The organism is Streptomyces sp. NPDC048718 (assembly GCF_043198875.1).
In the GTDB taxonomy this organism is placed as follows: domain Bacteria; phylum Actinomycetota; class Actinomycetes; order Streptomycetales; family Streptomycetaceae; genus Streptomyces.
Map to the genome: position 1 here is coordinate 138,257 of NZ_JBICVG010000015.1, position 26,690 is coordinate 164,946.

Sequence of the window (26,690 nt, forward strand, 5' to 3'; positions counted from 1 at the left end):
CTCGACCGGTGGGCGGCGGTGCCGGACCTGGGAGGAGCCGCGTTCGGCGAGGTGATCGCCAGTCAGGAGCGCTCGACAGGGCATGCCGCAACGCCCGCGGATCCAGCTCCGGCAACCTGCCGCCGGTGGCGCCGGCCGCGACGGCAGGCCGCGCGGCGGGCGCCGCGACCGCCGGTAAGGCCGCGCCCAGCACCACCGCGGCGAGCACCGCACACGCGAGCGCTGTCGTCGGCACCCGCCTGTGCCGGCCCGCCGCCGCCGCGGTCCCGGCCTTGGAGGAAAGAGGCTTGAAAGTCATGCCACGAGCGTGCCGCACCAGCATGCTGCGGCGAATCAGGGACCGTCCCCAGGATCACCCCCGATGGCACCCTGATCGACCCCTGATGCCTTCTCGGCTTTCCGTGACCGACTGGAGCGCCGGGTCCCGCCCGCCGCCCATCTGCGCGGCTCTCAGGCGAGGGGCAACTCGCGGCGGGAGGCCATGAGCAGTCTCTGCAGCTCGCGGGCGGCCCGCGGGGGTGCCACATCGCTGCGGTGGGCCAGCGCGATGGTGCGCTTCAGGCCGGGCCGGGCCAGCGCCGTGACCCGCAGGTCGCGGCCCGCGCGGGCGGCGACCATCGCCGGGACGACGGCGAGGCCGAGCCCGGCCCGGACGAAACCGAGGACGGCGTCCATCTCGCCGCCCTCCACGGTGTACGAGGGTTCGAAGCCCTCCGCCCGGCACGCGGCGACGGTCAGTTCCCGCAGGTCGTAGCCGTGCCGGAACATCACCAGGGGCTGGTCGCGCAGATCCGCGATCCGCATCGGCCGACGCGGGGCGGGCGCGGAGGCCGCGGACACCACCACCAGATCCTCGGTGATCAGCTCCACGGTCGTCAGGGAGGGCGAGGTCGTCGGCAGGGGCAGCACGATCAGCGCCAGATCGAGCGCGCCGCGTGCCAGCTCCCGTACGAGATCGCGGGAACCGCCCTCGTCGATGAGCAGCCGGATCCCCGGATGCAGGTCGTGGAAGGCGCGCAGGACGTCCGGCAGCAGCCCCGTGCACAGACTCGGTGTCGCGCCGAGCCGCACCCGGCCCCGCCTGAGCTGCACCAGCTCTTGCACCTCGTGGCGCGCGGTGTCGGCGTCGGCGAGGATGCGGCGGGCCAGTGGGAGCAGTGCCTCGCCCGCGTCGGTGAGCGCGATGTTGCCGCGCGCCCGGCTGAACAGCTCCGCGCCCAGCTCCTGCTCCAGGGCCTTGATCTGCTGTGAGAGGGACGGCTGGGAGACGTGCACCCGCTCGGCGGCGCGAGTGAAGTGACGGGTCTCGGCGACCGCGACGAAATAGAGGAGCTGCTGGAACTGCATGGCACCAGCTTAGCGGGATCGATAGTTCCCCCCTATCGAGATCAGCCGAACCATGTCTTGGACCACTCGGGCCATCCGGCCCTAGCGTCGTCCCCATGGCTTTGGCAACACACCCCGAGCGGAGCGAGCGGCGCGCGGACCGGCCACCGGCCCCTCCCACCCGCGGCTTTTGGGCATCGACCCTCGGCAAGAAGACGGTCATGGCCGTCAGCGGCCTGATCATGCTCGGCTACCTCGTCGCCCATGTCGTGGGCAACCTCAAGATCTTCTTCGGCCCCGGGGAGTTCAACGCCTACGGCCACTGGCTGCGCGTCATGGGCGCCCCGGCCCTCCACCACGAGTGGGGCCTGTGGCTGGTCCGTGTCCTGCTGCTGGCCACCGTCGTGGCGCACGCGGTCTCGGCGTACCAGCTCAGCCGCCGCGACCTCAGGGCCCGTCCCACCCGCTACGTCCACCGGCGCAAGGGCTCCTCCTACGCCACCCGCACCATGCGCTGGGGCGGCGTCATCCTCGCCCTCTTCATCGTCTGGCACATCCTCGACCTCACCACCGGCACCGTGCACACCGGCGGCTTCGAGGCCGGCAAGCCCTACCAGAACGTCGTCGACACCTTCTCCACCTGGTACGGCAACGTCCTCTACATCGTCGCCATGCTGGCCGTCGGACTCCATGTCCGGCACGGCTTCTGGAGCGCCGCCCAGACCCTCGGCGTCGGCGACGCCCGCCGCGAACGCCTTCTGAAGGCCCTCGCGAACACCCTCGCGCTCGTGCTGACCGCGGGCTTCGTCTCCGTCCCCGTCGCCGTCATGACCGGAGTGGTGAGCTGACCATGACCCCCCTGCCCGACATCCGCCCCACCGGCTATGAGACCGGGGAACCCCTCGTCGACACCAAGGCCCCCGAAGGCCCCGTCGCCGAACGCTGGAACACCCGCCGCTTCGAGGCGAAACTGGTCAACCCGGCCAACCGGCGCGGCCACCGGATCATCGTCGTCGGCACCGGCCTCGCCGGCGGCTCCGCCGGCGCCACCCTCGCCGAACAGGGCTACCAGGTCGTCCAGTTCTGCTACCAGGACTCCCCGCGCCGCGCCCACTCCATCGCCGCCCAGGGCGGCATCAACGCCGCCAAGAACTACCGCAACGACGGCGACTCGGTGCACCGGCTCTTCTACGACACCGTCAAGGGCGGCGACTTTCGCGCCCGCGAGTCCAATGTGCACCGGCTCGCCGAGATCTCCGTCGAGATCATCGACCAGTGCGTCGCCCAGGGCGTCCCCTTCGCCCGCGAGTACGGCGGCCTCCTCGACACCCGCTCCTTCGGCGGCGTCCAGGTCTCCCGCACCTTCTACGCCCGCGGCCAGACCGGCCAGCAACTCCTGCTCGGCGCCTACCAGGCGCTGTCCCGGCAGATCGCCGCGGGCAACGTCGAGATGCACCCGCGCACCGAGATGCTCGACCTCGTCGTGGTCGACGGACGGGCCCGCGGGATCGTCGCCCGCGACCTGATCACCGGACGTATCTCCACCCACTACGCGGACGCCGTCGTCCTCGCCACCGGCGGTTACGGCAACGTCTTCTACCTGTCCACCAACGCGATGAACTCCAACGCCACCGCCGTGTGGCGGGCCCATCGGCGCGGCGCGTACTTCGCCAACCCCTGCTTCACCCAGATCCACCCCACCTGCATCCCGCGCACCGGCGACCACCAGTCCAAACTCACCCTGATGAGCGAGTCGTTGCGCAACGACGGCCGCATCTGGGTGCCCAAGGCACAAGGCGACACCCGCCCCGCGCACGCCATCCCCGAGGACGAGCGCGACTACTACCTGGAACGCCTCTACCCCTCCTTCGGCAACCTCGTCCCGCGCGACATCGCCTCCCGCGCGGCCAAGAACGTCTGCGACGAGGGCCGCGGCGTCGGGCCCGGCGGCCAGGGCGTCTACCTCGACTTCGCCGACGCCATCGCGCGCATGGGCCGCGACAAGGTCGCCGAGAAATACGGCAACCTCTTCGACATGTACGAGCGGATCACCGCCGAGAACCCGTACGAGGTGCCGATGCGGATCTACCCCGCCGTGCACTACACGATGGGCGGACTCTGGGTCGACTACGACCTCCAGACCACCGTCCCCGGCCTGTTCGCCATCGGCGAGGCCAACTTCTCCGACCACGGGGCCAACCGGCTCGGCGCCTCCGCCCTCATGCAGGGCCTCGCCGACGGCTACTTCGTCCTGCCCGCCACCATCAACGACTACCTGGCCCGCCATCCGCGCACCGAGCCCGTCGACGACGACCACCCGGCGGTCCGGGAGATCCTCGCCGAGACCGAGGACCGGCTGAATCTGCTCCTCGCCGTCCAGGGCGACCGCACCCCCGACTCCTTCCACCGCGAACTCGGCGAGCTGATGTGGGAGTTGTGCGGAATGGCCCGTACGGAGGAAGGGCTGCGCACCGCCCTGCGCCGGATCCCGGAGATCCGCGACGAGTTCTGGCGCCGTATCACCGTGCCCGGCACCGGCGAGGAGTTCAACCAGTCCCTGGAGAAGGCCAACCGGATCGTCGACTACCTCGAACTCGCCGAGCTGATGTGCCTCGACGCACTGCACCGCGCGGAGTCCTGCGGCGGCCACTTCCGCGAGGAGTCCCAGACCGCCGACGGCGAAGCGGCCCGCCGCGACGAGGAGTTCGCGTACGCGGCCGCCTGGGAGTTTTGCGAGAGCGGCGTCCCGGTCCTGCACAAGGAAGCCCTGTCCTTCGAGTACGTCCACCCCACCCAGCGGAGCTACGCATGAGGCTCAACCTGCGCGTCTGGCGCCAGAAGAACGGCGACAGCGACGGCGCCATGGCCACCTACCAAGTGGACGACGTCTCGCCCGACATGTCCTTCCTGGAGATGCTGGACACCCTCAACGAGGACCTCATCCTGCGGGGCGAGGACCCCGTGGCCTTCGACCACGACTGCCGCGAGGGCATCTGCGGCGCGTGCAGCCTCGTCATCAACGGCGACGCCCACGGCCCCGAACGCACCACCAGCTGCCAGCTGCACATGCGGTCCTTCCGGGACGGCGACACCATCGACGTCGAACCGTGGCGGGCCGCCGCCTTCCCCGTCGTCAAGGACCTGGTCGTCGACCGCTCCGCCTTCGACCGGATCATCCAGGCCGGCGGATACGTGAGCGTCCCCACCGGCTCCGCGCCCGAGGCACACGCCACGCCCGTCCCCAAGGCCGACGCCGACTACGCCTTCGAGCACGCCGAGTGCATCGGCTGCGGCGCCTGTGTCGCCGCCTGCCCCAACGGCTCGGCGATGCTCTTCACCTCCGCCAAGGTCAACCACCTGGGCGTCCTCCCGCAGGGCGCACCGGAGCGCGAGACCCGTGTCCTCGACATGGTCGCGCAGATGGACGCCGAGGGCTTCGGCGGCTGCACCCTCACCGGGGAATGTGCCACCGCCTGCCCGAAGGGCATCCCGCTGCCGTCGATCGCCGCGATGAACAAGGAGTGGCTGCGGGCGCGGCGCAAGGCCGGCCGCTGAGAGGCGCACGGCGGGCCCCGGACGGGCCCCGGGTGGCTTCCGGGCCCGCCGTCGCAGGCGCCTTGGGGTTTTGGCCCGAGTCAGCGGCGCAGATAGGCCAGCACCGCGAGCACCCGCCGGTTGTCGTCGGCGGACGGCTCGATCCGCAGTTTCGCGAAGATGCCCGACGTGTGCTTGGCGATGGCGCTCTCGCTGATGTGCAGATGCTGGCCGATCGCCGCGTTCGAGCGGCCCTCGGCCATCAGCCGCAGCACCTCGTGCTCGCGCGGGGTGAGCGCCGCGGTGGTCCCGCGCGCCTCGCCCCGGGCCAGGAGGCGGGCCACCACCTGCGGGTCGAGCACCGTGCCGCCCGCGGCGACCGTCCGTACGGCGTCCACGAACTGGTCGGTACGCGTGACCCGGTCCTTCAGCAGATAGCCGACGGCGCCCTCCCCTCCGGCCAGCAACTCCTGGGCGTACAACTGGTCCACGTACTGCGACAGGATCAGCACCGGCAGCCCCGGCCGCTCGCGCCGGGCCTCCAGCGCGGCCCGCAGGCCCTCGTCCGTGAAGTCCGGCGGCAGCCGGATGTCGACGACGGCCACGTCCGGCCGCTCCTCGCGCAGCGCGCGCCGCAGCGACGGCCCGTTGTCCACGGCCGCGACGACCTCGAAACCGTGCTCCGTGAGCGTACGGCTCAGCCCGTCCCGGAGCAGGAAGAGGTCTTCGGCGAGGACGACACGCACGGTATCTCCAGGGTCGCGAGGGTGGGGCCGCCCGGCGGGCTGTCCAGGGCGAGGGTTCCGTCGAAGGCGCCGAGCCGCCGCCCGACCCCGAGCAGACCGGCCCCGCGCGCGGGATCCGCGCCGCCCCGGCCGTCGTCGGCGACGGTCACCCGGAGGATCCCGTCCGCGTGACCGAGGGCGATGCGCACCTCGCGGGCGCCGGCGTGTTTGGCCGCGTTGGCGAGGAGTTCGGCGATCGCGAAGTACGCGGCGGACTCCACGGGCGCCGGCAGCCGGCCGGGCGGCAGCGCGACGTCCACCTCGACGTCGAGGAAACTGTCCAGGGCCAGCGACCGCACCGCGTCGCCGAGCCCCCGGTCGGCGAGGACCGGCGGCAGGATCCCGTGCACCAGCTCCCGCAGGTCGCGAAGGGCCCGATCGGACGCCGCGCGCACCTCGGCGAGCAGGTCGCGGGCAGCCGCAGGGTCGGTGTCCAAAAGCCGGGTCGCCTCGTCCAGGTTCATCCCGAGCGCCACCAGCCTGGCCTGCGCGCCGTCGTGCAAGTCCCGTTCGATACGCCTCAGTTCGACGGCCTGGGCGTCCAGCGCGTCGGTCCGGGAGCCGGTCAGGTGCTCGATGCGGCGGACGAGTTCCGCTCGGGCCGGGGCGCCGAGCGCCCACCGGGACCAGCGCGCGTGGCCCGCGAGCGTCACCGGCGCCAGAAGCGCCGCGCCCACGACGAACGCAAGACCGAGGAGCGCGGCGCACAGGACGGTGGCGGGGGAGACGACCGGCACGAAGGCGTACCAGTTGCCGTCGCCCAGCCACCGCCATACGAAAGGCTGGACGAACGCGCCGAACACTCCGAACCAGAACAACGCCGGAGCCACCGTCACCAGCAGCCCGCCGGCCGACGGCTCCAGCCACGCCCAGCGCAGCTCCCGCCAGAATCCCGCGTCGCCGAGGACGCCGCGCGCCGTGGCGGGCAGCGGGGCGGGCCGGGTGACGGCGGCGCCGGTCCAGGCCGCGATCCGGGCCCGCCGCCCGTCGGCACGCCGGCGCAGGAGCGCGGCGGCGGGCCTCAGCAGCGGGAACCCGAGCCCCACGGGCAGGAGCAACAGCGCGCCCACCACCAAGGCGCCTGTCAGCGGCAGCACCAGGGCCGCCAGCGAGAGCACCTGGCAGCGCGCAAGAGCCTTCCCCACCCGCCGTTCCCCCTGTGTCCCCGTGTCAGCGCGCACCGCGCTCCGTGATCGTATCCGCCCGGCGCCGCGACATCGCCGCCCGCGTCCACACCACCGCCACCAGCGCGTTCGCCACACCGAACAGCACCATCGGCACCACGGCCCCGGACTCCTCGTCCATGAGCAGCAGCATGCCCAGATTCACCAGGGCGTGATAACCGCCCGCGAGCAGCAGCCGGTTGCTCCGGATCCGGTCCAGCGCCGTCCCGAGCACCACGGACATGGCCACCGCCGCCAGCAGGAAACCGGCCGCGTACGCCGGGTCTTCGGTGAACACCCCCACATGCCACACCCCCCACACCGCGCCCACCAGGACCGACGAGACGAGCGTCCCGAACCGGGCACCCAGCAGCGGCTGGAGGAAGCACCGCCAACCGATCTCCTCTCCGCACGCTCCGACCACCTGCGCCACGACGATCAGAGCGAAGGGATGGCCGAACGCGCCGGGATCCGTCACCACCGGGCCGCCGCGCAGCGCCGCGTACCCCACCGCGGCGAGCGCGACCGGCACCACCGCTGCCACCAACAGCCAGGCGGGCCAAGCTCGTCGAGGCGCGTCCAAGCCCCGGGCGGGCAGAGCCCCGGCGAGCCGCCCCCGGATCCGCGACCGCCACAGCAGCGCCACCACCAGCACCCCGACGGCCGGCCCGAACTGATTCAACCGCACCACCACGGGCGGCACCCCGGTCGCCGGCTGCACCACCCCCAGCAGCCCCGCCGCCACGAACGCGACGCCGAGGAACACCCCCGTCTCCGCCTTCCACCCCACCCGTACCCGCCCCCGCTGTCGCATGCCCCGGCCTCCCGGTCGCTCGGTTCCGTTCCGTCACCGCCGACTCTGCCGCTCGGCGCGGGCCGGGACACTGCGCCCAGATGCCGGGTGGGGGTGTACCCAGGTACACCCCCACCGTGATGAGTTCACAGGCCCGGCTGGAGCGGTGATCAGCCGTCGTAGAAGAACAGGTGGAGATCCTCCATGGACCCCGGCCCGGTCAGAAACCCTTCGGCCCGGGCGATCTCCTTCTCCGCCGGCGTCCGGCGCTCGCGAAGAAACCGCGCCATCCACCTCTCGCCCTGCTCGCCGATCGCGTAGATCCCGGACAGCAGCTCGGCCATCCCGGCCGGACGCGGGGGACGGTGCCCGACGACCGGATGGAGCTCCCACCGCCCCGCCCGGGCGGCGAGCCGGAGTACCCCGGCCCAGTTCGCGATCCGTCCCATGCGCACCTGCCACGCGTCCCCGGTGAACGGCGCCTGCCGTCCCCCGTGCAGGGCGTTCGTCGCGGCCGTGATGTCCGCCATCACCTGCCGCTCCACGGGATCACGGATCCAGCGCCCCTCCTGCGCGTCCTCGACGGCGGCGGCGCACCAGTCCTCAGCGCTGTCCAGCAAGTCCGCGAACGTGTCCATCCCGCCAGAATCCCACGCGTGCCGCCTCCCGCCTCCCGCCACCCGCCTCCCGGCGGAGGCTCACGAGAAGGGAGCCGGCGGATCGACGGCGGGCGGCAGGCGGCAGTCCGAGGAAGCGGACTACGCGCGGACCGCGCGCAGCGTCCCCGGGCGACGGCCCATCAACGCGTCCAACGCCACCTCGGTCGCCTCGTCCGCCGGCAGATACACCACGAGGTGCTGACCGTCGGTCTCCGCCGGTTCTAGCACCTCGTACGCGAGGCGCAGTTCACCCGCCTCGGGATGCGCGAAGCGGTCGACGCCCGAGCGGGCGCGCAGGGGCGTGGGCGCGCCGACGCGGGAGGAGAACGCCGGACCCGCGGTCACCGTCAACTCCCGCACCAGCTCAGCCATGTGCGGATCGGAGCCGGTGACCGAGAGGAAGAGCGCCGCCACCTGCTGGTCGGCCACCCGGTCCCAGTCCGGGAAGACCGTGCGGGCCCGGGGGTCGGTGAAGACGAAACGCGGGAGATTCGGCGGATCGCCGTCGAGGAGCCCCACCGGTCCCGCGAGCCGGGCGAAGCCGTCCGTGTGGGCCACGATGTCGCCCGGCTGGTTCACCACGGCGGCCGGGGTCGGGCCGAGCCGGTCGAGCAGAGCCCGCACCGGGGCGCGCACCTCCCGCACCGGGCCCGGGGCCATGGCGCAGATGTGCCGGTGCTGGGGCCCCGCCTTCGACAGGTTGCGCAGATGCAGCCGGGCGTCGAGCGGCAGTCGCAGGGCCTCGCTCAGCGCGCCGAGGACCTGCGGCGAGGGGTTGCGGTCCCGGCCCTGCTCCAGCCGGGCGAGATACTCGACACTGATCCCGGCCAGCAGGGCCAGTTCTGTTCGGCGCAGGCCCGGAGTCCTTCGCCGCGGCCCCGCCAAAAGCCCGGCCTCCGCGGGAGTCAGCGCCTCACGACGGGCCCGAAGGAACGCCCCGAGTTCGTTGTCGCTCATCCGTCGATCGTACGGGCGGGGGCCGCGCCGAGGGTGGCTCTGTCACTACCAGGATCGCCGCTACCCGTATCGATACGGTCTTCCTGGCCGCGCGGCGGGGCGGCAGCGTGGTGCCCATGACGAACGCCTCGCACCGCACCACGCCCCCCACGACCGCTTCCCCGCTCGCCGCCCCCGCCCTGCCGCTGACCGCGGGCCGCTGGGCCTTCGACCCGATGCACTCCGCCGTCGGCTTCACCATCCGTCACCTCGGTATCTCCAAGGTGCGCGGGCGCTTCAACGACTTCCGGGCCGAACTGGTCGTCGGCGACAGCCTGGAGACCTCCTCGGTCACCGCGACCGTCGCGCTCGCCTCCGTCGACACCGGGAACGCCGACCGCGACGCGCACGTCCGCGCCGCCGATCTGCTCGATGTCGAGAAGCGCCCCACGATGGGCTTCCGCTCGACGCGGATCACGGGGGAGGGCGAGGACTGGACCCTGTCGGGCGAGCTCACCATCGGTGACGTGACCCGGCCGATCGACTTCGCCGTGGAGTTCGGCGGCGTCGTCGAGGCGATGGACGGCAGCCGTCACGCCGGCTTCGACGCCACCGGCGAGTTCCGCCGGGGCGACTTCGGCCTCGGCTTCGCCCCCGGCATCCTGGGCGACGTGGTCAAGGTCGGCCTGGAGATGCAGTTCGTCGAGCCGCGATAGGGCCGCGACCCGACACCGGGGGCGGCGGATCAGCCGTCGAGCCGGGCTGCGAGGAAGCGCGCGGTCCGGCTCCCGGCCGCCCGCGCGACCTCCCCGGGCGTACCCTCGGCCACGATCCGGCCGCCCTCGTCGCCACCGCCCGGGCCCATGTCCACCACCCGGTCGGCCGTCGCGACCACGTCCATGTCGTGTTCGACCACCACGACGGTGTGGCCCGCGTCGACCAGACCGTGCAACTGGCGCATCAGCACCTCCACATCGGCCGGGTGCAGCCCCGTCGTCGGCTCGTCCAGGACGTACAGGGTGTGCGCGCGGCGCGGGCGCTGGAGCTCGGAGGCGAGCTTGATGCGCTGGGCCTCGCCGCCGGACAGCTCCGTGGCCGGCTGGCCGAGCCGCAGATGCCCGAGGCCCACATCGAGGAGGGTACGCAGACTGCGCGCCGCCGCCGGGGTGTCCGCGAAGAACGCGGCCGCCGCCTCCACACTGAGGTCCAGCACCTCCGCGATCGTCAGCCCGCGCAGCCGTACCTGAAGAGTCTCGGGGTTGTAGCGGGCGCCATGACAGTCGGGGCACGGCGCGTACGTACTGGGCAGGAACAGCAGCTCGACGGAGACGAAACCCTCGCCCTGGCAGGTCTCGCAGCGCCCGCCCGGCACATTGAAGGAGAACCGGCCCGCCTTGTAGCCGCGGGCCCGGGCCTCATCCGTCTCCGTGAACAGCTTCCGCACCACGTCGAACAGCCCCGTGTACGTCGCCAGGTTGGAGCGCGGAGTCCGGCCGATCGGCTTCTGGTCGACCGTCACCACCCGGTCGACGCCGTCCTGTTGCTCCGCCGCCTCGGTCAGCGCGCCGACCAGCGTCGACTTGCCCGACCCCGACACTCCGGTGACGGCGGTGAGCACGCCCAGTGGGAACACCGCCCGCAGACCGCGCAGATTGTGCCGGGTCACCGGGCCGAGCCGCAGCTCGCCGGCCGGTTCGCGGACCGGCCGCTCCGGCAGCGGTGCCCGGTCGAAGAGATAGCGGCGGGTGGCCGACTCGGCGACGTCCGCCAGTCGCTCCGGAGGGCCGCTGTGCAGCACCCGGCCGCCGTGCTCCCCGGCCCCCGGACCCACGTCCACCAGCCAGTCGGCACGCCGCACCACGTCCAGATGGTGCTCCACCACGAACACCGTGTTGCCCGCCGCCCGCAGCCGCTCCAGGACCACCAGCAGTGCCTCCGTGTCGGCCGGATGCAGCCCCGCGGACGGCTCGTCCAGTACGTACACGACACCGAACAGCCCCGAACGCAGCTGGGTGGCCAGCCGCAGCCGCTGCAACTCGCCGTTGGACAGCGTCGGTGTCGCCCGGTCCAGGCTCAGATAGCCGAGCCCCAGCTCCGTGATGGTGCCGATCCGCGCCACCAGGTCCTCGGTGAGCACCCGCGCGGTCTCCGTCGCACCGGCCGAGGTTTCAAGCACCCGCGCCAGTTCGCCGAGCGGCAGCGAGGCGAGCGAGGCGATCGTACGGCCCGCGAAGGTCACCGCCATCGCCTCCGGCCGCAGCCGGCTGCCCTCGCACACCGGGCACGGCGCACTGGCCAGGAAGCGCTCCGCCTTCGCCCGCAGGGTGGCGCTCTTGGAGTCGGAGAAGGTGTGCATCACATAGCGCCGGGCGCTCATGTACGTGCCCTGGTAAGGGCGTTGAATGCGATCGGCGTCCCGGACCGGATGCACCGTCACCACCGGCTGCTCGTCCGTGAACAGGATCCACGTCCGGTCCTCGGCGGCCAGCTCGCGCCACGGCCGGTCCACGTCGTAGCCGAGGGTGTCCAGGACGTCCCGCAGGTTCTTTCCTTGCCAGGCGCCCGGCCAGGCGGCGATGGCGCCATCCCGGATCGACAACCCCGGGTCCGGGACGAGGAGTTCCTCGCTCGTCTCGTGCACCCGGCCCAATCCGTGACACGAAGGGCACGCACCGGCGGCGGTGTTGGGCGAGAACGCGTCGGAATCCAGCCGCTCGGCCCCGGACGGGTAGTCGCCCGCCCGGGAGAACAGCATCCGCAGCGAGTTCGACAGGGTCGTGACCGTCCCCACGGACGAGCGTGCGTTCGGCACCGAGCGGCGCTGCTCCAGGGAGACCGCGGGCGGCAGCCCCGTGATCTCCCCGACCCTCGGCGCACCCACCTGGTGGATCAGTCGCCGCGCGTACGGCGCCACCGACTCGAAGTAGCGCCGCTGCGCCTCCGCGTAGATCGTGCCGAACGCGAGCGACGACTTGCCGGACCCCGAGACCCCGGTGAACACGGTCAGCGCGTCGCGCGGGACGTCCACGTCGACCGCGCGCAGATTGTGCTCACGGGCGCCGCGGACCCGGACGAAGGGGTCGTGGGCGCCCGTCGCGCCGGACGTGCCGGACGGTGTGTCGGACGACGTGCCGGACGGGTCGAGGGAAGCGGGGGCATCGGTCGGAGGGAGGTCGCGCATTCGCCGATTCTATGCCCGGCTTGCCGCATTCGCCCTGGTCAGCCCGGCCAGGCGGGCGAGCCTGCGGTACGAGTCGAGCAGCGCCCCGCGATCGTGCGTGCTCGTCGTCACCATGATCTCCTGGGCGCCGGTCTCCGCCACGACCCGCTCCAGCGCCTCGGCGACCCGCGCCTCGGTGCCGTGGATATGGCCCAGCATCCCCGCCTCGTACAGACCCCGCTGCTTCTCCGTCATCTCCAGCGACTCGATCCGCTCCGGCGGCAGCAGCGGATCGAAATGGCCCTGGGTGCGGGCGTTCGCCATGGCCCACGCCTCCGGCGCGAGCAGCCGGCGCGCCTCCTCGTCGGTGTCGGCCACCACGATCGTGCCCGCGACCATCACATAGGGCTCCGCGGCCCACGTCGACGGCTTGAACGTCTCCCGGTACTCCTCCACCGACTCCCGCAGCCGGGTCCGGCGGCGCAGATCGCCGACCACCAGGGGAAGGCCGGCCGCCGCCGCGATCCGCGTACCGTCACCGGTGGCCAGCACGAACGGCGGCACCCGCAGCCCCTCGGCCGGGTGGGCGCGCACCCCGGGGTGGGCGGTCTGCAGGCCGGTGAACCAGCCGAGCAGCTCGTCCAGTTGCTCCGCGAAGCGGTCCGCGTCCGCCTGGTCCCGGCCGAGCGCGCGCCGTACGCCGCCGGTGAAGCCGACCGAACGGCCGAGGCCCATGTCGATCCGGCCCGGGAACAGCGACTCCAGGACGCCGAACTGCTCGGCCACCACCAGCGGCTGGTGGTTGGGCAGCATCACCCCGCCCGTGCCGACCCTGATGCGACTGGTCACCGCGGCGATGGCCGAGGCCAGCACGGTCGGCGCGGAGCCCGCGACCCCCGGCACACCATGGTGTTCGGCCACCCATAACCGGTGGTAACCCAGTGTCTCCGCTTCCTGGGCGAGCCGGACGGTGTCACGCAGCGCCTGTCCGTGGTCCTCGCCTTCTCTGGTGCGGGAGCGGTCGAGGATCGAGAGGGGAATATGTATAGGGCTCACACGGAGTTCAACACCCGTGGGCGCGGGGGATTCCCGAACTGCCGTGCGGAGATATGCAGGGGACGGGGCGACGCGGGATCCCTAGGCTGGGGGAGTGACCCGAACCGACCGGCCCGTGGCCGTCTTCGACCTCGACAACACCCTCGCCTCGACCGCCCACCGCCAGCACTTCCTGGAGGGCAAGCCGCGCGACTGGGACTCCTTCTTCGCCGCCGCGCCCGCCGACCCGCCGCTGGCGGAGGGTGTCGCGCTGTGCCGGGAGACGGCGGAGGAGTGCGACATCGTCTACCTGACCGGGCGGCCCGAGCGCTGCCGCCGCGACACCCTGGACTGGCTCGCCGCGCACGGACTCCCCGACGGCCCGGTGCACATGCGCCGCCACGGCGACTACCGCCCGGCCCGGCAGACCAAGCTGGACATCCTGCGCCGGCTCGGCCGGGACCACGGCATCCGGATGCTCGTCGACGACGACGAGCTGGTGTGCGACGACGCGGAGGCGGCGGGCTTCACGGTCGTACGCGCGCGGTGGGCCAAGCCGTCGGAGGCGCTGCGGGAGGCTCAGGAGGGCGAGGGGCGTACCTGAGGGTGCGCGGGGCGGGGCGGGAGGCCCCGCCGGCGGTCGCCCTTCCGTACGCCCGGGGCCGGGGTCTTCCGTACGTCCCGGGCCGCTCCGCGCGCCACACCCGGACGTCCGGGCGCCCGAGCCGCCGGGCGTCCGCGTGACCGCGCACCCGCGCTCGCGGCCCGGCGCGCGTACGGCAGCCAGGGCCTTCCTTCCGCGCGCCCGTGCTCCCGCCGTTCCTGCCCGCTCCGGCCCTCCGTACGGCCCGCCCGCTCAGTCGCCCTCCTCCAGGCGGAAGCCCACCTTCAGGCCGACCTGGTAGTGCTTGATCGCCCCCTCCTCCAGATGCCCCCGCATCTGCGTGACCTCGAACCAGTCGAGGCCCCTGAGGGTCTGCGAGGCCCGCTCGATGCCGTTGCGGATGGCCTGGTCCAGACCCTCGGTGGACGTTCCGACGATCTCGGTGACGCGATAGGTGTGGTTCGTCATGGGAGCCGGACTCCTCTCGGCGCCCTGGAGGCCGGGCGCGTTCCCTCTACGGTGCCCCACCGGGCCGGGCTCCGCGACACGTCCGTGTAAGGGGCGTACGGGTCCGCGGGTGGGCGGGCGCCTGGGGGCGGCCCCGGCCGCGCACGTGACGAGTGCGACAAGCGTGACGAGTACGTGGTCAAGGACTTGACCATCCGCATTGGTCCAGACCAGAATTCAGGGCACATACCCGAGCGAACCTCCCGTCAGGTCCCCCACACGTCGGGTCAGTACGCCGTGCCGAGTCCACGCCGGACCCCATGGCTGGAACGCAGAAGGTGACCCACGTGATGAACCGCCCCCTCGTCTGTTCGCTGGCCGTCGTCTCCGCGCTCGCCCTCGCCGGATGCGGAGCCCTGCCGGGTGGCGAGACCGCGCACCGCACGGTCAACGTCTGGCTGATGCGCGACAGTGCCAGCGACGACTTCGTCCAGCGCTTCACGGAGGCCTTCGAAGCCGAACACAAGGGTGTCGAGCTCAAGGTGACGATCCAGGAGTGGACCGGGATCGGGAAGAAGGTCACCGAGGCCATCCAGGGACCCGGCGGACCCGACGTCATCGAGGTCGGCAACACCCAGGTCGCCCAGTACGCCGACACGGACAAGCTGTACAACCTCACCCTGGAGTCCGTCCGCGACCTCGGCGGCCAGGACTGGCTGCCCGGTCTCGCCGAGCCCGGCAGCATCAACGGCGCCCAGTACGGCATCCCCTGGTACGCGGCCAACCGCATCGTCATCTACAACAAGGACGTGTTCGCCGAAGCCGGCGTCAAGCCGCCGAAGACCCGCGACGAATGGCTGGCCGGCACCGAGCGGCTCGAAGCCGCCGGCAGCCAGGGCATCTACCTCGCCGGCCAGGACTGGTACACGCTCTCCGGCTTCATCTGGGACGAGGGCGGCGACCTCGCCGTGGAGAAGGGCGGGGCGTGGACCGGCGCCCTCGACAGCCCCGCCGCGCAGCGCGGCATGGCCTTCTACAAGGAACTCCAGTCCCTCGGCGACGGGCCGAAGAACGCCGACGAGCAGAACCCGCCCCAGGCCGAGGTCTTCGCCAAGGGCGGCGTGGGCCAGATCATCGCGCCCCCGAGTGCCATCCCCGCCATCGTCAAGGCCAACCCCGACCTCAAGGACAAGCTGGGCTTCTTCCCCATCCCCGGCGAGAAGGCGGGCACCCCCTGTGCCGTCTTCACCGGCGGTTCCGACCTGATCATCCCGGAGAACGCGCCCCAGCGTGCCGCCGCCATCGACGTGGTCACCGCCCTCGCCGGCGAGAAGTGGCAGGGCGAACTGGCCCGTGCCATGAACTACGTGCCCAACAAGACCTCCCTCGCCCCCCTCGTCGCCGGGCAGAAGGCCACCGCCACCATGGCCGTCGGGGCCGCCCGCGGCCGGGCCACCCCCAACTCGCCGCAGTGGGCCGACGTCGAGGCCGACAACCCGATCAAGCCGTACATGAGCGCCGTCCTCGGCGGTGCGGACCCGAAGACGGAGGCGCAAAAGGCCAACGAGCGGATCACCGGCTCGCTCGCCGAGTAACCCCCCGCGCCCCGCTCGCGGCCCGCCGCTCGCCTCTCCCCGCGCCGCTTCGCCCCTCGCTCGCCTCCGCGGCGCTCGGGCGGCTCTTCCCGCCCCCGTTCACCACCCGGCGCACACCGCGCCCACCATTCAGCGCCTCCACACCCACCGGCTCCCGGACCGTCACATCGAATCCAGCCGGTGGCGGAAGAAACGAGGGACCGGGCCGCCGCTCGTACGGCCCGGCCCCGTCCCTTCCGTACCGCCGGAGGAGCCGACATGGCCGCCGTACCCGTCTTCCAGCCGCCCGTAGCCGCCACAGCCGTAACCTCGGCCGCGACCACACCCTCAACCACCTCCGCATCCGCATCCGCAGCCACGGACACGGACACGGCCGCACCGGACCGGAGCGGGCAGGCGCCCGCGCCGCGGTCGGGGCAGGTCCCGGCTCCGCAGCCCGGCGAGGCACCCGTCCCCCGGTACGCCGTCGGGCTCGCCCGCGACCAGGAGGACGTCCGGGCCGCCCAGCGGCTGCGCCACCTCGTCTTCGCCGGTGAACTGGGCGCCCGCCTCGACGGCCCCGAGCCCGGTCTCGACGGCGATGCCTTCGACGCCTACTGCGACCACCTCCTCGTCCGCGAGGAGGAGACGGGTGAGGTCGTCGGTACCTACCGGCTGCTGCCGCCGGAGCGGGCCGCCGTCGCCGGACGGCTGTACGCGGAGGGCGAGTTCGACCTGACCCGGCTCGCCCCGGTCCGGCCCGATCTCGTCGAGGTCGGCCGCTCCTGCGTCCACCCCGCCCACCGCAACGGCGCCGTCATCGCCCTCGTCTGGGCCGGGCTCGCCCGCTACATGACCCGTACGGGCCACGAGTGGCTGGCCGGCTGCTGCTCCGTTCCGCTCGCCGACGGCGGTGCCCTCGCCGCCGCGACCTGGGAGGCCGTCAAGTCCCGCCATCTCGCGCCCGAGGAGTACTGGGTCACCCCGCGCCGGCTGTGGACCCCCGCCGCCGGCCTCGCGCCCGCCGCCGCGCGCCCGGCCCTGCCGCCGCTGCTGCGCGGCTACCTCCGGCTCGGCGCCTGGGTGTGCGGCGCGCCCGCGTACGACCCGGAGTTCGGGGTCGCCGATCTCTACGTACTGCTCTCGATGCGCCGCGCCAACCCCCGCTACCTGCGGCACTTCCTCTCCCTCGCCCCGGGCCGGTGACCACCACCCGGCGCACCCCGTCCGCGCCATCCGCACCGCACACCCCGCCCGTACCGCGAGCACGGCCCGTACGGCTGCCCGCGCCGCCGGCGGAGGGTCCGTCGCCGTGGCTGCCGACGTCCCCCTGCACCCCGGGCCGGTGCGCCGCCCACCCCGGCCTGCCTACCGACCCTTCCGCCGGTCCGGCCGCCGGCCCGTCTCCCGGGCGGGCCGCCGCCAGTGGACCCACCGCCGCGTTCCGGCTCGCCGCCGGACTCGGCACGGCGCTCCTCGGGGTGCTGCTCGCCCCGTTCGCGGCGCCGCTGCCCCCGGCCGGACGGCGGTTGCTCGTCCGGGTGTGGTGCCGGGGCGTGCTGGGGGCGTTCGGCGTACGGGTCCGGGTCACCGGCCACCCCGTGCCCCGCTCAGGCCCGCTCCTCGTCGTCGCGAACCATGTCTCCTGGCTGGACGTCCCGTTGGTCGCCGCCGTGCTGCCGGGCAGGATGCTGGCCAAGCGCGAGGTGCGGGACTGGCCCGTGTTCGGCCCGCTCGCGGCCCTCGGCGGCACCCTGTTCGTGGACCGCGAACGGATCCGGGCCCTGCCGGGCACGGTCGGCGCGCTCGGCCGGATCCTGGCCGGCGGCGGCCGGGCGGTCGCGTTCCCCGAGGGCACCACCTGGTGCGGGCGCGCCCACGGGGAGTTCCGGCCCGCCGTCTTCCAGGCCGCACGGGACACGGGAACCGACGTCCTGCCGATACGGCTCGTCTATGCGCCCGCCGGGACCGCCGCGTACGTCGGGGCGGACACCCTGGGCGCGTCGCTGTGGCGGGTCGTACGGGCCCGGCGGCTCGTCGCGGAGATACGGATACGGGAGCCGATACCGGCCTCCCGCTGCCCCGACCGCCGAACCCTGGCGCGCGCCGCCAGGACCGCTGTCACCGTCGAGCCCGCCGAGCGCCCCAAGCTTTGCCGGCCCTACGAGCCCTACGAGCCCTACGAGCCCTACGAGGCCTACGAGCGCGCCGAGCCCGCCGGACGCCGCGATCCCCGGACGCCCGGCGAGCCCGCCGGCCCGTTGGCTCGGCTCGCCCCGTCCGCTCAGTCCACCATCGCCAAGGACAGTGCGAACCGGCCCGCCTCGTCCGTCCACCAGTGCGCCAACGAGAGTCCGGACGATGCCAGTTCGGCGCGGACGCCGTCCTGACGGAACTTCGCCGAGATCTCCGTCCGCAGCTCCTCACCGGCCCCGAACGGCACCGCCAGGTTCAGCTCCGGGATCTTCACCGTCAGCGCGTGACGCGCCCGCAGTCGCATCTCGATCCACTCGTGCTCCGGGTCCCACCGCGCCACGTGGTCGAAGTCCTCCGGTCGGGCGTCCGCCCCCAACTCCCTCGCGATGACGGCGAGTACGTTCTTGTTGAACGCCGCCGTCACCCCCGCCGCGTCGTCGTACGCCGCGACGAGCGTGGCCTCGTCCTTCACCAGGTCGGTGCCGAGCAGCAGCGCGTCACCGGGCGTCAGCATTCCGCGGACGGCGCGCAGGAAGTCCTGGCGCTCCCCGGGCAGCAGATTGCCGATGGTGCCGCCGAGGAACGCCACGAGCCGCGGCCCCGGGGTGTCCGGCAGCGCGAGCCCGCTCGTGAAGTCCGCGACCAGGGCGTGCACCCGCAGGTCCGGCCGCTCCGCGAGCAGCGCCCGGCCCGCCCCCTCCAGTGCCGACTCGCTCACGTCCACCGGTACGTAGGCGGCGAGGTCCGGCAGCAGCGCGTCGATCAGATGGCGGGTCTTCTCCGAGGAGCCGGAACCCAGTTCCACCAGGGTGCGGGCGCCGGTGGCCGCCGCGATGTCCGCCGAGCGGGCGATCAGGATCTCCCGCTCGGCGCGGGTCGGGTAGTACTCGGGCAGCCGGGTGATCTCATCGAACAGCTCGCTGCCGCGCGCGTCGTAGAACCACTTCGGCGGCAGTTCCTTCGGAGTACGGGTCAGGCCGTGCCGTACGTCGGCGCGCAACGCGGCGCCCGCGGCGTTCTCGGCGAGGGTGCGGGTCAGCTGGAACGGGCTCACGGGGAGGGCTCCTCGAGGGGGCTGAGGACGACATCGGCGCGGGAGACGGTGAGGACCGTCCGGTCAGGCACCGCCGTCCAGCGCGGATCGTCGTCGTAGGGTTCGGAGGCCACGACCGTGCGGCCGGGCCCGGTGAGATACGAGAGCGAGTCCCCCCAGGCCGTTGCCGCCATCGTGACGCCGTCGGTCAGCAGCAGATTGAGCCGGGCCCCGGGCACCGCCTCGGCCACCTCCCGTACGACGCCGGCGAGCGCCGGTCCCGGTGCCTCGCCGGCCCGCAGCCGGTGCAGTACCAGGGCCCAGATCAGGGCCGAGTCGGTACGGGCCTCCAGGGCGAGCAGTTCCGTCGCGGACAGGGTCGCCGCGACCGGATCGAGCCCCCCGGGCCAGCCCGGCACGACCCCGTTGTGACTGAACAGCCAGCGGTCCGCGGTGAACGGCGCCGCCGCGGCCTCCCCGTCCGCGCCCGGCAGGGTGGCCCCGCGCACCGCGGCGAGCAGGGCCCCGGTCCGGGTCACCCGGGCCAGATCGGCGAAACCGAGGTCGCCCCAGACCGGCCCGGCCCGCCGGTAGCGGGCCGGCACCGGATCGTCCGGCGCGTACCAGCCGACACCAAAGCCGTCCGCGTTGACCGTGCCGCTCGCCTGGGTGAGCGGATTCCAGGACTGGCGCTCAAGGGAGCGCGGAGGGTCGAGGAGGAGTTCACGGATGGCCAGCGGCTCGCCTAAGAAGGCGAGATGACGGCACATCAGGCAATCTCCGCGTCGCGTGCGGTCCGGAAGCCGGAGAAGATCTGCCGGCGCACCGGCAGGTCCCAATTGCGGAAGGTGCCCCGGCACGCCACCGGATCGACGGCGAAGGACCCGCCGCGCAGCACCTTGTGGCCCGGCCCGAAGAAGACCTCCGAGTACTCCTTGTACGGGAAGGCCCGGAAGCCCGGGTAGGCCAGGAAGTCGCTCGCCGTCCACTCCCACACGTCGCCGATCAGCTGCCGTACGCCGAGCGGCGAGGAGCCCTCCGGGTAGCTGCCGGCCGGTGCCGGACCCAGATGCCGCTGGGCCAGATTGGCGTGCCCGGGACCGGGGTCGGTGTCCCCCCACGGGTAGCGCCGCGAGCGGCCGGTCGCCGGGTCGTGCCGGGCCGCCTTCTCCCACTCGGCCTCGGTCGGCAGCCGCCGCCCCGCCCAGCGCGCGTACGCGTCCGCCTCGTACCAGCTCACATGCAGGACGGGCTCGTCCTCGGCGACCGGCCCGGTCGCCCCGAACCGGCGGCGCAGCCACCGGTCACCGCTCTCGTGCCGCCAGAACAGCGGCGCCTCGATGCCGTGCCGGCGGATCTGCGCCCAGCCCTCCGGATGCCACCACCGCTCGTCGTGATAGCCGCCGTCGGCCATGAAGGACAGATAGGCGCCGTTGGTGACCGGCACGGTGTCGATGAAGAACGGCGCCACCATCCGGGTGTGCGCGGGGCGCTCGTTGTCCAGTGCCCAGGGCTCGTCGGACGTACCCATCGTGAACGGACCGCCCGGCACCAGGACTTCACGTTCCAGCGGGCAGCTGCCCGAGGCCACGGGCGGTGGGGGAGCGGTCAGGGCCACCGGCCCCTTGCGCAGCTGATGGGTGATCAACATTGTTTCGTCGTGCTGCTGTTCGTGCTGCGCGATCATGCCGAAGGCGAACGCCGACTCGACCAGCGGCCCGGACTCCTCGACGGGGGCCTGGTCGAGCAGGTCCACGATCCTGCCGCGTACGTCCGCCGCGTACGCCCGCGCCTCGGCGGGCGCGAGCAGCGGCAGCGAAGGGCGGGTGGCGCGCGGATGCTCGAAGGCGTCGTACAGCGAGTCGATCTCGGGCCGCAGCGCCTCTCGTCCGCCGACGGCCCGCCACAGCCACTGCTCTTCCTGGTTGCCGATATGGGCCAGATCCCAGACCAGTGGTGACATCAACGGCGAGTGCTGGGCCACCAGTTCGCCGTCGTCCACGCACGAGGTGAGCAGCGCGGTGCGCTCCCGCGCGGCGATCAGCGCGGCCAGCGCCCGCCGTTTCGGGGCCTGCTCCGGCCGGGTGTTCCGTGCGTCCTCGGCTTCGTCCTCCGCGGGTGCGGTCATGACGCCATCTCCAGCGATTCGTCGGCGGGGCAGGCCCCGCGGGCCACGTACCGGTCGTGGAACGAGGCGACCGCGCCGACCACGCCGGCCGTCGCGCCGATCCGGGGCAGGGCGTCCAGCGCGGAGCCGAAGAGATCGAGCGCGGCGGCGTGCAGCGCCGGATGCCCGAGCCCGTCCCGCGCGGCCGTCCGCCACAGCGGATTGCGCGGGGCGGGATCGCGGCCGGCGAGCACCGCGAGCGGTGCCACCGCCCGTTCGGCCGACTCGGCGGCCACCGGATCGTCGAACAGCGCCGTGGCCACCGCCACCGGGATCATCCAGCCGTCCGGTCCGGGCTGTGCGTCGATCATCCGCAACTCCAGATGCCCGCGCGGCCGTACCGGCGGGAAGAGGGTCGTCATGTGATAGCGCAGATCCTCGGCGTCGGCCGCGCGCGGCCGTCCGGTGCGCAGCCACTCCCGGAAGGTCAGCCCCTCCGGAACGGCCCACGGAACGGCCGCCGACCGTACGCACATCACCGGGGTGTCCAGGACGTGCGCCGCCCACTCGCCGCGCGGATCCCCGTCGGCGGACGGGGCCAGCGCCCGCACCGGATCGAGGTCCGTCCACAGCGACTGCCGGGTCGACCGCCAGCCGGTCCGACGGCCGCCGTGCACGGCGGAGTTGGCGAACACCGCCACCAGCACCGCGCCGAGCAGATGCGCGAGGCGCCAGCGCCGCCGGTAGTCCAGCGGACCCGGTGCGTCGACCCCGGCGTCGAGACAGACCTGCACGGACGCCGACTCGCGCATCATGGTCCGTCCGGCGGGCCCGACACGGTCGAAGACCCGCTCCATGGCGTCGTAACGAGGCTCGCGCAGCACCCGCGCGCGCGGCGTGCGCCAGGGATCGACCCCGTAGCCGCCGAGGCCGAGTCCGAACGGGGCGAGTGCCGACCGTACCGCCACGAGATCGGCGGCGAGCGAGTCCAGACACTCCATCAGAGAGGCGGCGGGCAGCGAGCTGAGCTCCAGCTGTCCCCCGGGTTCGAACGTGAGGGCCGCCGTCAGCGGGACGGCCCGTAGAGCGTCGATCGCCGCGGCCAGCCGGCCGGGCGAAACGGAAAGACGGGGATCGCGCAGATCGTGGACGAGCCATTCCAGCTCCGCCCCGACCGTACGGGGCGGCCCCGTCTTGAAACAGATACATCGCAGCAGATCCTCGGCGCCGTCCTCGGTGAGGGGAGGACCGCCCCGAGGTGCGCCGGACGACGACGGTGTCGTCATCGCTTCACCTCCTGGGAAAGCGCTGATTCCACCTAAAGCCACGACCGCCGGGCCTGCAAGAGCGCATGCGGGGCGCGGACGGGAAAACGCTTGCCCCCGCGCGCCCGAATCGATCATGCTTCCGGGGCATGAGCGCACGACTTCGCAATCTGGCCCGAGAAACCGAGGAGATCGTGGCGGCGGGCCGCTACACGGCGCCCGGCGGCCGGACGGTCGATCTCGCCGGACAGCTGGCCGAGGCCCTCGCCGGGACCCGGCTGTACGGCCCCGGACCGGTCGCCGTCACCCCGGCGACGGACCGTACGACCGCCCTCCAGGTGACCGGGGAGAGCAGCCTCGCCGCCGCCCGCCGGCTGGTCGCCGCCGAGCCCGCGACGCCGGCCGCCGTCCTCAACTTCGCCTCCGCCCGCAACCCCGGCGGCGGATATCTGGGCGGGGCCCAGGCACAAGAGGAAGCCCTGTGCCGCTGCTCGGCCCTGTACGCGACCCTGCTGCGCGCCCCCGAGTACTACGCGCACCACCGGGCCGAACGGGACGCCTTCTACAGCGACCGGGTCATCCACTCGCCCGGTGTCCCCGTCTTCCGCGACGATCGCGGCATGCTCCTCGCGGAGCCCTTCACCGTCGGCTTCCTCACCTCGCCCGCGCCCAACGCGGGCGTGATCCGGCGCCGCACGCCCGAACAGGCCGGCCGTGTCCCGGCGGCCCTGGCCGCCCGCGCCGAACGCGTCCTGGAGACCGCCGCCGCGAACGGCTACCGCCGGCTCGTGCTGGGCGCCTGGGGCTGTGGCGTCTTCGCCAACGACCCGGCCGATGTCGCGCACGCCTTCCACCGGCTGCTCACCGGCTCCGGCCGGTTCGCGCGGCACTTCGACGAGATCGTCTTCGGGATCCTCGACCGCACCCGTGAGCGCGCCACGCTGGGGGCCTTCCGGCGGGTCTTCGACGGGAGCGGCGCGGGGGAGGGTGCCTGAGGGGGCGAGGTGGTTCCGGGGTCCCTGGGGCTCGCGCGGCTCATGCGATTCGTGGGGTCCATACGACTTATGGGGTCATGAAGAAAGTGGAGACCCCGTAGGCCCCCGCTGGACCGGTGGAGTGACGGATGGGGTGACGGAGCCGTCCGGGCCCGATCCCGGGCGGCGATCGGACAGCCGGCCGAGGCCCCTGCCGCCTCCGGCCGGCGGCCGGGCATCGCTCCTCTGTCTGAAATGCGGTATTCCTCCCCTCATGCCAGCCTGGAACGAGAAGTGACGACCACGGGAGGCATGATCGTGGGCAAGAAGCAGACCAGGGTCAACAAGGGCGCCCGTACCGGTGGGCACGAGCACCGGGCAGCCGCCGCAGGTCAGGAGCGGGAGACCGCGCGGGAAGCCGCGAGGCCGGCCGACGAACCGCGCCCGGTCATGGACGTACCGGCGCACCGCAAGGAACGGAAGTTCGGGCACAACTGAGACGAACGCCGGACCGGCATGCCGCCCGCGCGGCGGCACGGGGGATGATCGGTGCTTCGCACCATCGTTCGTCGGGGGAAGCAATGCGTATACCTCATACGGTGACCGCGGGGGCGGTCACCGTTCTGACCGCGGCCCTGGCCGCCGGACTCACCGGCTGTGGCGCGTCCGCGCCCGGTGCCGACCCACGTACCGGACGGGACGCTCCGGCTCCCGCTGCCAGGGCTACGGCCAAGGTCGCGGTGGGGGCCACGGCCGACCGGGCCGGAGCGGAGTCGAGGGCGCGACCGGAGACGGGCCCGAAGGTCCCGAACCCCTTCACCATCGGGCACCGCGGAGTCATGGCGACCGCGCCCGAGAACACGCTACGCTCCTTCGTCTCGGCCGAGAAGGCGGGCCTGGACGAGGTCGAGCTGGACCTCCATCTGAGCAAGGACGGCGCGCTCGTCGTCATGCACGACCCCGACGTCGACCGCACGACGGACGGCACCGGGCCGATCGCCGGGAAGACCCTCGCGGAGCTGCGGCGGCTCGACGCGGGCGACGGCGAACGGGTGCCCGTCTTCGAGGAGGTCGTGGACGCCGTCAAGGTGCCGATCCAGGCCGAGATCAAGGACGTCCGCGCCGCTCAGGTCCTGGCGAAGGTGCTCAACGCCCGGCATCTGGCCGGGCGGGTGGAGGTGAGCTCCTTCCACGACGAGGCCCTGGCGAAGATCAGCGCACTCGTACCGGGCGTGCGCACCGTGCTCATCGTCGCCCAGGACCAGAAGGACGTGGTGAAACGCGCGCGAGCGGTGGGCGCGACGGTGGTGGCGCTGTACATGGACCGGATCGCCCCGGAGACGGTCGAGCAGGCGCACGCGGCGCACATGGCCGTCATCGGCTGGGTGGTCGACGACCAGAAGGGGCTGCACCGGGCGCGCGCTCTGGGACTCGACGGTGTGACGACCAACCGTCCGGACATCAAGTACGGCGCACACAAGGTGGGTTGAGCGAGGCGAGAGCACGGGGCGGCGGCGAGTGGAGCGCCGTCCGCGGCGAGTGAGTTCCGTGGCAGGTGAGTTCAAGGCTGCCGGGGTGGTACGAGCCGAGGCCCGAGCCGCACGACGGCTCGGGCCCCGGAAGGCGAGACGCCCCGCGCCCCGCCCGCACCGGTCAGGCGTCGTCGCCGACCGTGATCTCCTCCCTGATCTCCGCCCCTTGACCCTTCGCGACCCCCTGGACCGCGCCGTCCGGCCGCGCGGCCGGGCTCATGTTCGCGAGCAACTGCCGGGCGAGACCGAGTCCGGTGCCGCCCATCGTGAGCGCCTTGGCGAACATCTCCGCCATCCCGTCCGCGCCGTTGAGCAGCACCATCTGATCGACATTGCCGAACGCCGAGGCGCCCGCCTGAACGATCTCCGGCCATTTCTCGGCGAGTTGCTGGGCGACCACGGCCTCCTGGTTCTCGGCGAGGGCCGCCGCCCGGGCCTTGATCGCCTCGGCCTCGGCCAGGCCCTTCGCCCGGGCAGCCTCGGCGACCGCGAGACCCTTGGCGTGGGCCGCGGCCGCCTCGGCCTCACCGGTCACCCGGGTGGCCGTCGCCATCGCCGCACTCGCCAGCTCGGTCTTCTTCGCCTCGGCCTCGGCGCCCAGGATGCGGGCGTCGCGCTCGGCGGCCGCCAGCGTTCGCTTCTCATACGCCTTCGCATCGGCCGGTTTGCGTACCTCCGCCTGGAGTTGCTGCTCCTTGCGGTGGGCCTCCAGCTCGGCGATCCGGGTCTCCTCGACCACGACCTCCTGGCGCGCCGCCGCGTCGGCCAGCGGGCCGGCCTGCCGGGCCTTCGCCCCGGCCCGGTCGCGTTCGGCCTGGTAGCCCGCCTGAAGGATTTCGCTGTCCCGGGTCGCCTCCGACATCCGCGCCGCGGCCTGCTGTTCGGCCTCGGTCGCCCGCCGGTTGGCCTCCGCCTGCGCGATCCGGGCGTCACGCTGGACGGCCGCCGCGTGCGGCGCGGCCAGGTTCTTGATGTAGCCGGTCGGGTCCTCGATCTCGTGGATCTGCAACGAGTCGACGATCAGGCCCAGTTTCTCCATCTCGGTACCACAGGCCGAACGGGCCTGTCCGGTCAGCTTCTCCCGGTCCCGGATCATGTCCTCGACCGTCAACCCGCCGACGATGGCGCGGAGATGACCGGCGAAGACGATGTGCACCCGCTCCGACATCAGCTTCTGCTGGTCGAGGAAGCGGCGGGCGGCGTTGGCGATCGACACGTAGTCGTCGCCCACCTTGAAGATCACGACCCCCCGCACCTTCAGCGGGATGCCCTGGTGCGTGACGCATTCCACGGACAGCTGGGTCTCGTTGAGGTCGAGCGACAGTTTCCGCACCGCCTGGACGGCGGGCAGCACGAGCGTGCCCCGTCCGGTGACGATCCGGAAGCCCATGCCGTCGCCGAGGCCCTCCGTCTTGTGGTTCGAACCGGAGATGATCAGCGCTTCGTTGGGTTCGGCGACGCGCCACATCAGTTTGAACAGAGCGATCAGAACGACGAAGGCACCACCGATGGTGCCCGCCAGAATTCCGAGGCTCATGGGCAAGGTCCCCCTTCACCGGAGCCGTGC

Annotated in this window: 25 protein-coding genes; 11 read left to right on the forward strand and 14 right to left on the reverse strand. The window is 72.9% G+C overall.

Annotation, left to right across the window (positions count from 1 at the left end; genetic code table 11):
* Positions 1-450 precede the first annotated feature (450 nt).
* Positions 451-1,347 (reverse strand): LysR family transcriptional regulator, encoded by an 897-nt coding sequence (locus tag ACGFRB_RS26140; protein WP_393246464.1) that lies wholly within the window; start codon positions 1,345-1,347, stop codon positions 451-453.
* Positions 1,348-1,442: 95 nt separating this feature from the next.
* On the opposite strand from ACGFRB_RS26140, the gene ACGFRB_RS26145 reads away from it, so the two are divergent.
* From ACGFRB_RS26145 to ACGFRB_RS26155, 3 genes are read left to right on the forward strand one after another with little or no spacing between them, the layout of a single operon-like run.
* Positions 1,443-2,174: a succinate dehydrogenase gene (locus ACGFRB_RS26145; protein ID WP_393246466.1), complete on the forward strand. Its 732-nt coding sequence runs from the start codon at positions 1,443-1,445 to the stop codon at positions 2,172-2,174.
* Positions 2,175-2,176: 2 nt separating this feature from the next.
* A complete protein-coding gene (locus ACGFRB_RS26150) occupies positions 2,177-4,138 on the forward strand; it encodes a fumarate reductase/succinate dehydrogenase flavoprotein subunit (protein WP_393246468.1) in 1,962 nt (653 codons plus the stop codon).
* Positions 4,135-4,881 (forward strand): succinate dehydrogenase/fumarate reductase iron-sulfur subunit, encoded by a 747-nt coding sequence (locus ACGFRB_RS26155; protein ID WP_363010255.1) that lies wholly within the window; start codon positions 4,135-4,137, stop codon positions 4,879-4,881. Before ACGFRB_RS26150 ends, ACGFRB_RS26155 begins: the two co-directional genes overlap by 4 nt.
* A gap of 80 nt (positions 4,882-4,961) precedes the next feature.
* Here the strand turns inward: ACGFRB_RS26155 and ACGFRB_RS26160 are convergent, their stop codons facing one another.
* From ACGFRB_RS26160 to ACGFRB_RS26180, 5 genes are all read right to left on the reverse strand, one after another.
* Positions 4,962-5,606, reverse strand: a complete 645-nt coding sequence (locus ACGFRB_RS26160; protein WP_393246470.1) for a response regulator — start codon at positions 5,604-5,606, stop codon at positions 4,962-4,964.
* Positions 5,558-6,790, reverse strand: a complete 1,233-nt coding sequence (locus tag ACGFRB_RS26165; RefSeq protein ID WP_393246471.1) for a histidine kinase — start codon at positions 6,788-6,790, stop codon at positions 5,558-5,560. Before ACGFRB_RS26165 ends, ACGFRB_RS26160 begins: the two co-directional genes overlap by 49 nt.
* Positions 6,791-6,815: 25 nt before the next feature.
* Positions 6,816-7,622, reverse strand: coding sequence for a CPBP family intramembrane glutamic endopeptidase (locus tag ACGFRB_RS26170; RefSeq protein WP_393246473.1), 807 nt, complete (start codon positions 7,620-7,622; stop codon positions 6,816-6,818).
* A 149-nt stretch (positions 7,623-7,771) separates the two neighbouring features.
* Positions 7,772-8,239, reverse strand: a complete 468-nt coding sequence (locus ACGFRB_RS26175; RefSeq protein WP_393246475.1) for a hypothetical protein — start codon at positions 8,237-8,239, stop codon at positions 7,772-7,774.
* Between the two features lie 120 nt (positions 8,240-8,359).
* Complete coding sequence (locus ACGFRB_RS26180; protein ID WP_393246477.1) at positions 8,360-9,217, reverse strand: helix-turn-helix domain-containing protein; 858 nt, start codon at positions 9,215-9,217, stop codon at positions 8,360-8,362.
* 116 nt (positions 9,218-9,333) lie between these two features.
* Between ACGFRB_RS26180 and ACGFRB_RS26185 the strand changes: the two genes are divergently transcribed.
* On the forward strand, positions 9,334-9,912 hold the full coding sequence (locus tag ACGFRB_RS26185; RefSeq protein WP_393246479.1) for a YceI family protein: 579 nt from the start codon (positions 9,334-9,336) through the stop codon (positions 9,910-9,912).
* Positions 9,913-9,941: 29 nt separating this feature from the next.
* Here ACGFRB_RS26185 and ACGFRB_RS26190 read toward each other — a convergent pair whose 3' ends face one another.
* Positions 9,942-12,377, reverse strand: a complete 2,436-nt coding sequence (locus ACGFRB_RS26190) for an ATP-binding cassette domain-containing protein (protein WP_393246481.1) — start codon at positions 12,375-12,377, stop codon at positions 9,942-9,944.
* A 9-nt stretch (positions 12,378-12,386) separates the two neighbouring features.
* Positions 12,387-13,412, reverse strand: coding sequence for an LLM class flavin-dependent oxidoreductase (locus tag ACGFRB_RS26195; RefSeq protein WP_393246483.1), 1,026 nt, complete (start codon positions 13,410-13,412; stop codon positions 12,387-12,389).
* A gap of 94 nt (positions 13,413-13,506) precedes the next feature.
* Here ACGFRB_RS26195 and ACGFRB_RS26200 point away from each other — a divergent pair, with 94 nt between their 5' ends.
* Positions 13,507-13,995, forward strand: coding sequence for a hypothetical protein (locus tag ACGFRB_RS26200; protein WP_363010271.1), 489 nt, complete (start codon positions 13,507-13,509; stop codon positions 13,993-13,995).
* A gap of 252 nt (positions 13,996-14,247) precedes the next feature.
* On the opposite strand, the gene ACGFRB_RS26205 is transcribed toward ACGFRB_RS26200, so the two are convergent.
* On the reverse strand, positions 14,248-14,463 hold the full coding sequence (locus tag ACGFRB_RS26205) for a dodecin (protein WP_363010273.1): 216 nt from the start codon (positions 14,461-14,463) through the stop codon (positions 14,248-14,250).
* A 326-nt stretch (positions 14,464-14,789) separates the two neighbouring features.
* Between ACGFRB_RS26205 and ACGFRB_RS26210 the strand changes: the two genes are divergently transcribed.
* The 3 genes from ACGFRB_RS26210 (at position 14,790) to ACGFRB_RS26220 (ending at position 18,406) form a co-directional block, all read left to right on the forward strand.
* Positions 14,790-16,037, forward strand: a complete 1,248-nt coding sequence (locus ACGFRB_RS26210) for an extracellular solute-binding protein (RefSeq protein WP_393246571.1) — start codon at positions 14,790-14,792, stop codon at positions 16,035-16,037.
* A 258-nt stretch (positions 16,038-16,295) separates the two neighbouring features.
* Positions 16,296-17,222 (forward strand): GNAT family N-acetyltransferase, encoded by a 927-nt coding sequence (locus tag ACGFRB_RS26215; RefSeq protein ID WP_393246485.1) that lies wholly within the window; start codon positions 16,296-16,298, stop codon positions 17,220-17,222.
* The gene (locus ACGFRB_RS26220) at positions 17,219-18,406 is read left to right on the forward strand and encodes a 1-acyl-sn-glycerol-3-phosphate acyltransferase (RefSeq protein WP_393246487.1); all 1,188 of its coding nucleotides are present in this window, start codon (positions 17,219-17,221) and stop codon (positions 18,404-18,406) included. The genes ACGFRB_RS26215 and ACGFRB_RS26220 overlap by 4 nt, the downstream gene beginning before the upstream one ends.
* On the opposite strand, the gene egtD is transcribed toward ACGFRB_RS26220, so the two are convergent.
* The 4 genes from egtD to egtA are packed head-to-tail and all read right to left on the reverse strand — an operon-like array spanning position 18,301 to position 22,638.
* Positions 18,301-19,266 (reverse strand): L-histidine N(alpha)-methyltransferase, encoded by a 966-nt coding sequence (gene egtD / locus ACGFRB_RS26225; protein ID WP_393246489.1) that lies wholly within the window; start codon positions 19,264-19,266, stop codon positions 18,301-18,303. The two genes, ACGFRB_RS26220 and egtD, sit on opposite strands and share 106 nt — an antisense overlap.
* Positions 19,263-20,015, reverse strand: coding sequence for an ergothioneine biosynthesis protein EgtC (gene egtC / locus ACGFRB_RS26230; protein ID WP_393246491.1), 753 nt, complete (start codon positions 20,013-20,015; stop codon positions 19,263-19,265). The genes egtD and egtC overlap by 4 nt, the downstream gene beginning before the upstream one ends.
* A complete protein-coding gene (gene egtB / locus ACGFRB_RS26235) occupies positions 20,015-21,373 on the reverse strand; it encodes an ergothioneine biosynthesis protein EgtB (protein ID WP_393246493.1) in 1,359 nt (452 codons plus the stop codon). Before egtB ends, egtC begins: the two co-directional genes overlap by 1 nt.
* Complete coding sequence (gene egtA / locus ACGFRB_RS26240; protein WP_393246495.1) at positions 21,370-22,638, reverse strand: ergothioneine biosynthesis glutamate--cysteine ligase EgtA; 1,269 nt, start codon at positions 22,636-22,638, stop codon at positions 21,370-21,372. Before egtA ends, egtB begins: the two co-directional genes overlap by 4 nt.
* A gap of 128 nt (positions 22,639-22,766) precedes the next feature.
* On the opposite strand from egtA, the gene ACGFRB_RS26245 reads away from it, so the two are divergent.
* The 3 genes from ACGFRB_RS26245 (at position 22,767) to ACGFRB_RS26255 (ending at position 25,081) form a co-directional block, all read left to right on the forward strand.
* A complete protein-coding gene (locus tag ACGFRB_RS26245) occupies positions 22,767-23,612 on the forward strand; it encodes a TIGR02452 family protein (protein WP_393246497.1) in 846 nt (281 codons plus the stop codon).
* Between the two features lie 273 nt (positions 23,613-23,885).
* Entirely contained in the window at positions 23,886-24,089 is a 204-nt protein-coding gene (locus ACGFRB_RS26250; RefSeq protein ID WP_393246499.1) for a hypothetical protein, read from the forward strand.
* A gap of 341 nt (positions 24,090-24,430) precedes the next feature.
* Positions 24,431-25,081, forward strand: a complete 651-nt coding sequence (locus ACGFRB_RS26255; RefSeq protein WP_393246573.1) for a glycerophosphodiester phosphodiesterase — start codon at positions 24,431-24,433, stop codon at positions 25,079-25,081.
* 163 nt (positions 25,082-25,244) lie between these two features.
* On the opposite strand, the gene ACGFRB_RS26260 is transcribed toward ACGFRB_RS26255, so the two are convergent.
* Positions 25,245-26,660, reverse strand: a complete 1,416-nt coding sequence (locus tag ACGFRB_RS26260; RefSeq protein WP_393246500.1) for a flotillin family protein — start codon at positions 26,658-26,660, stop codon at positions 25,245-25,247.
* Positions 26,661-26,690: the final 30 nt, after the last annotated feature.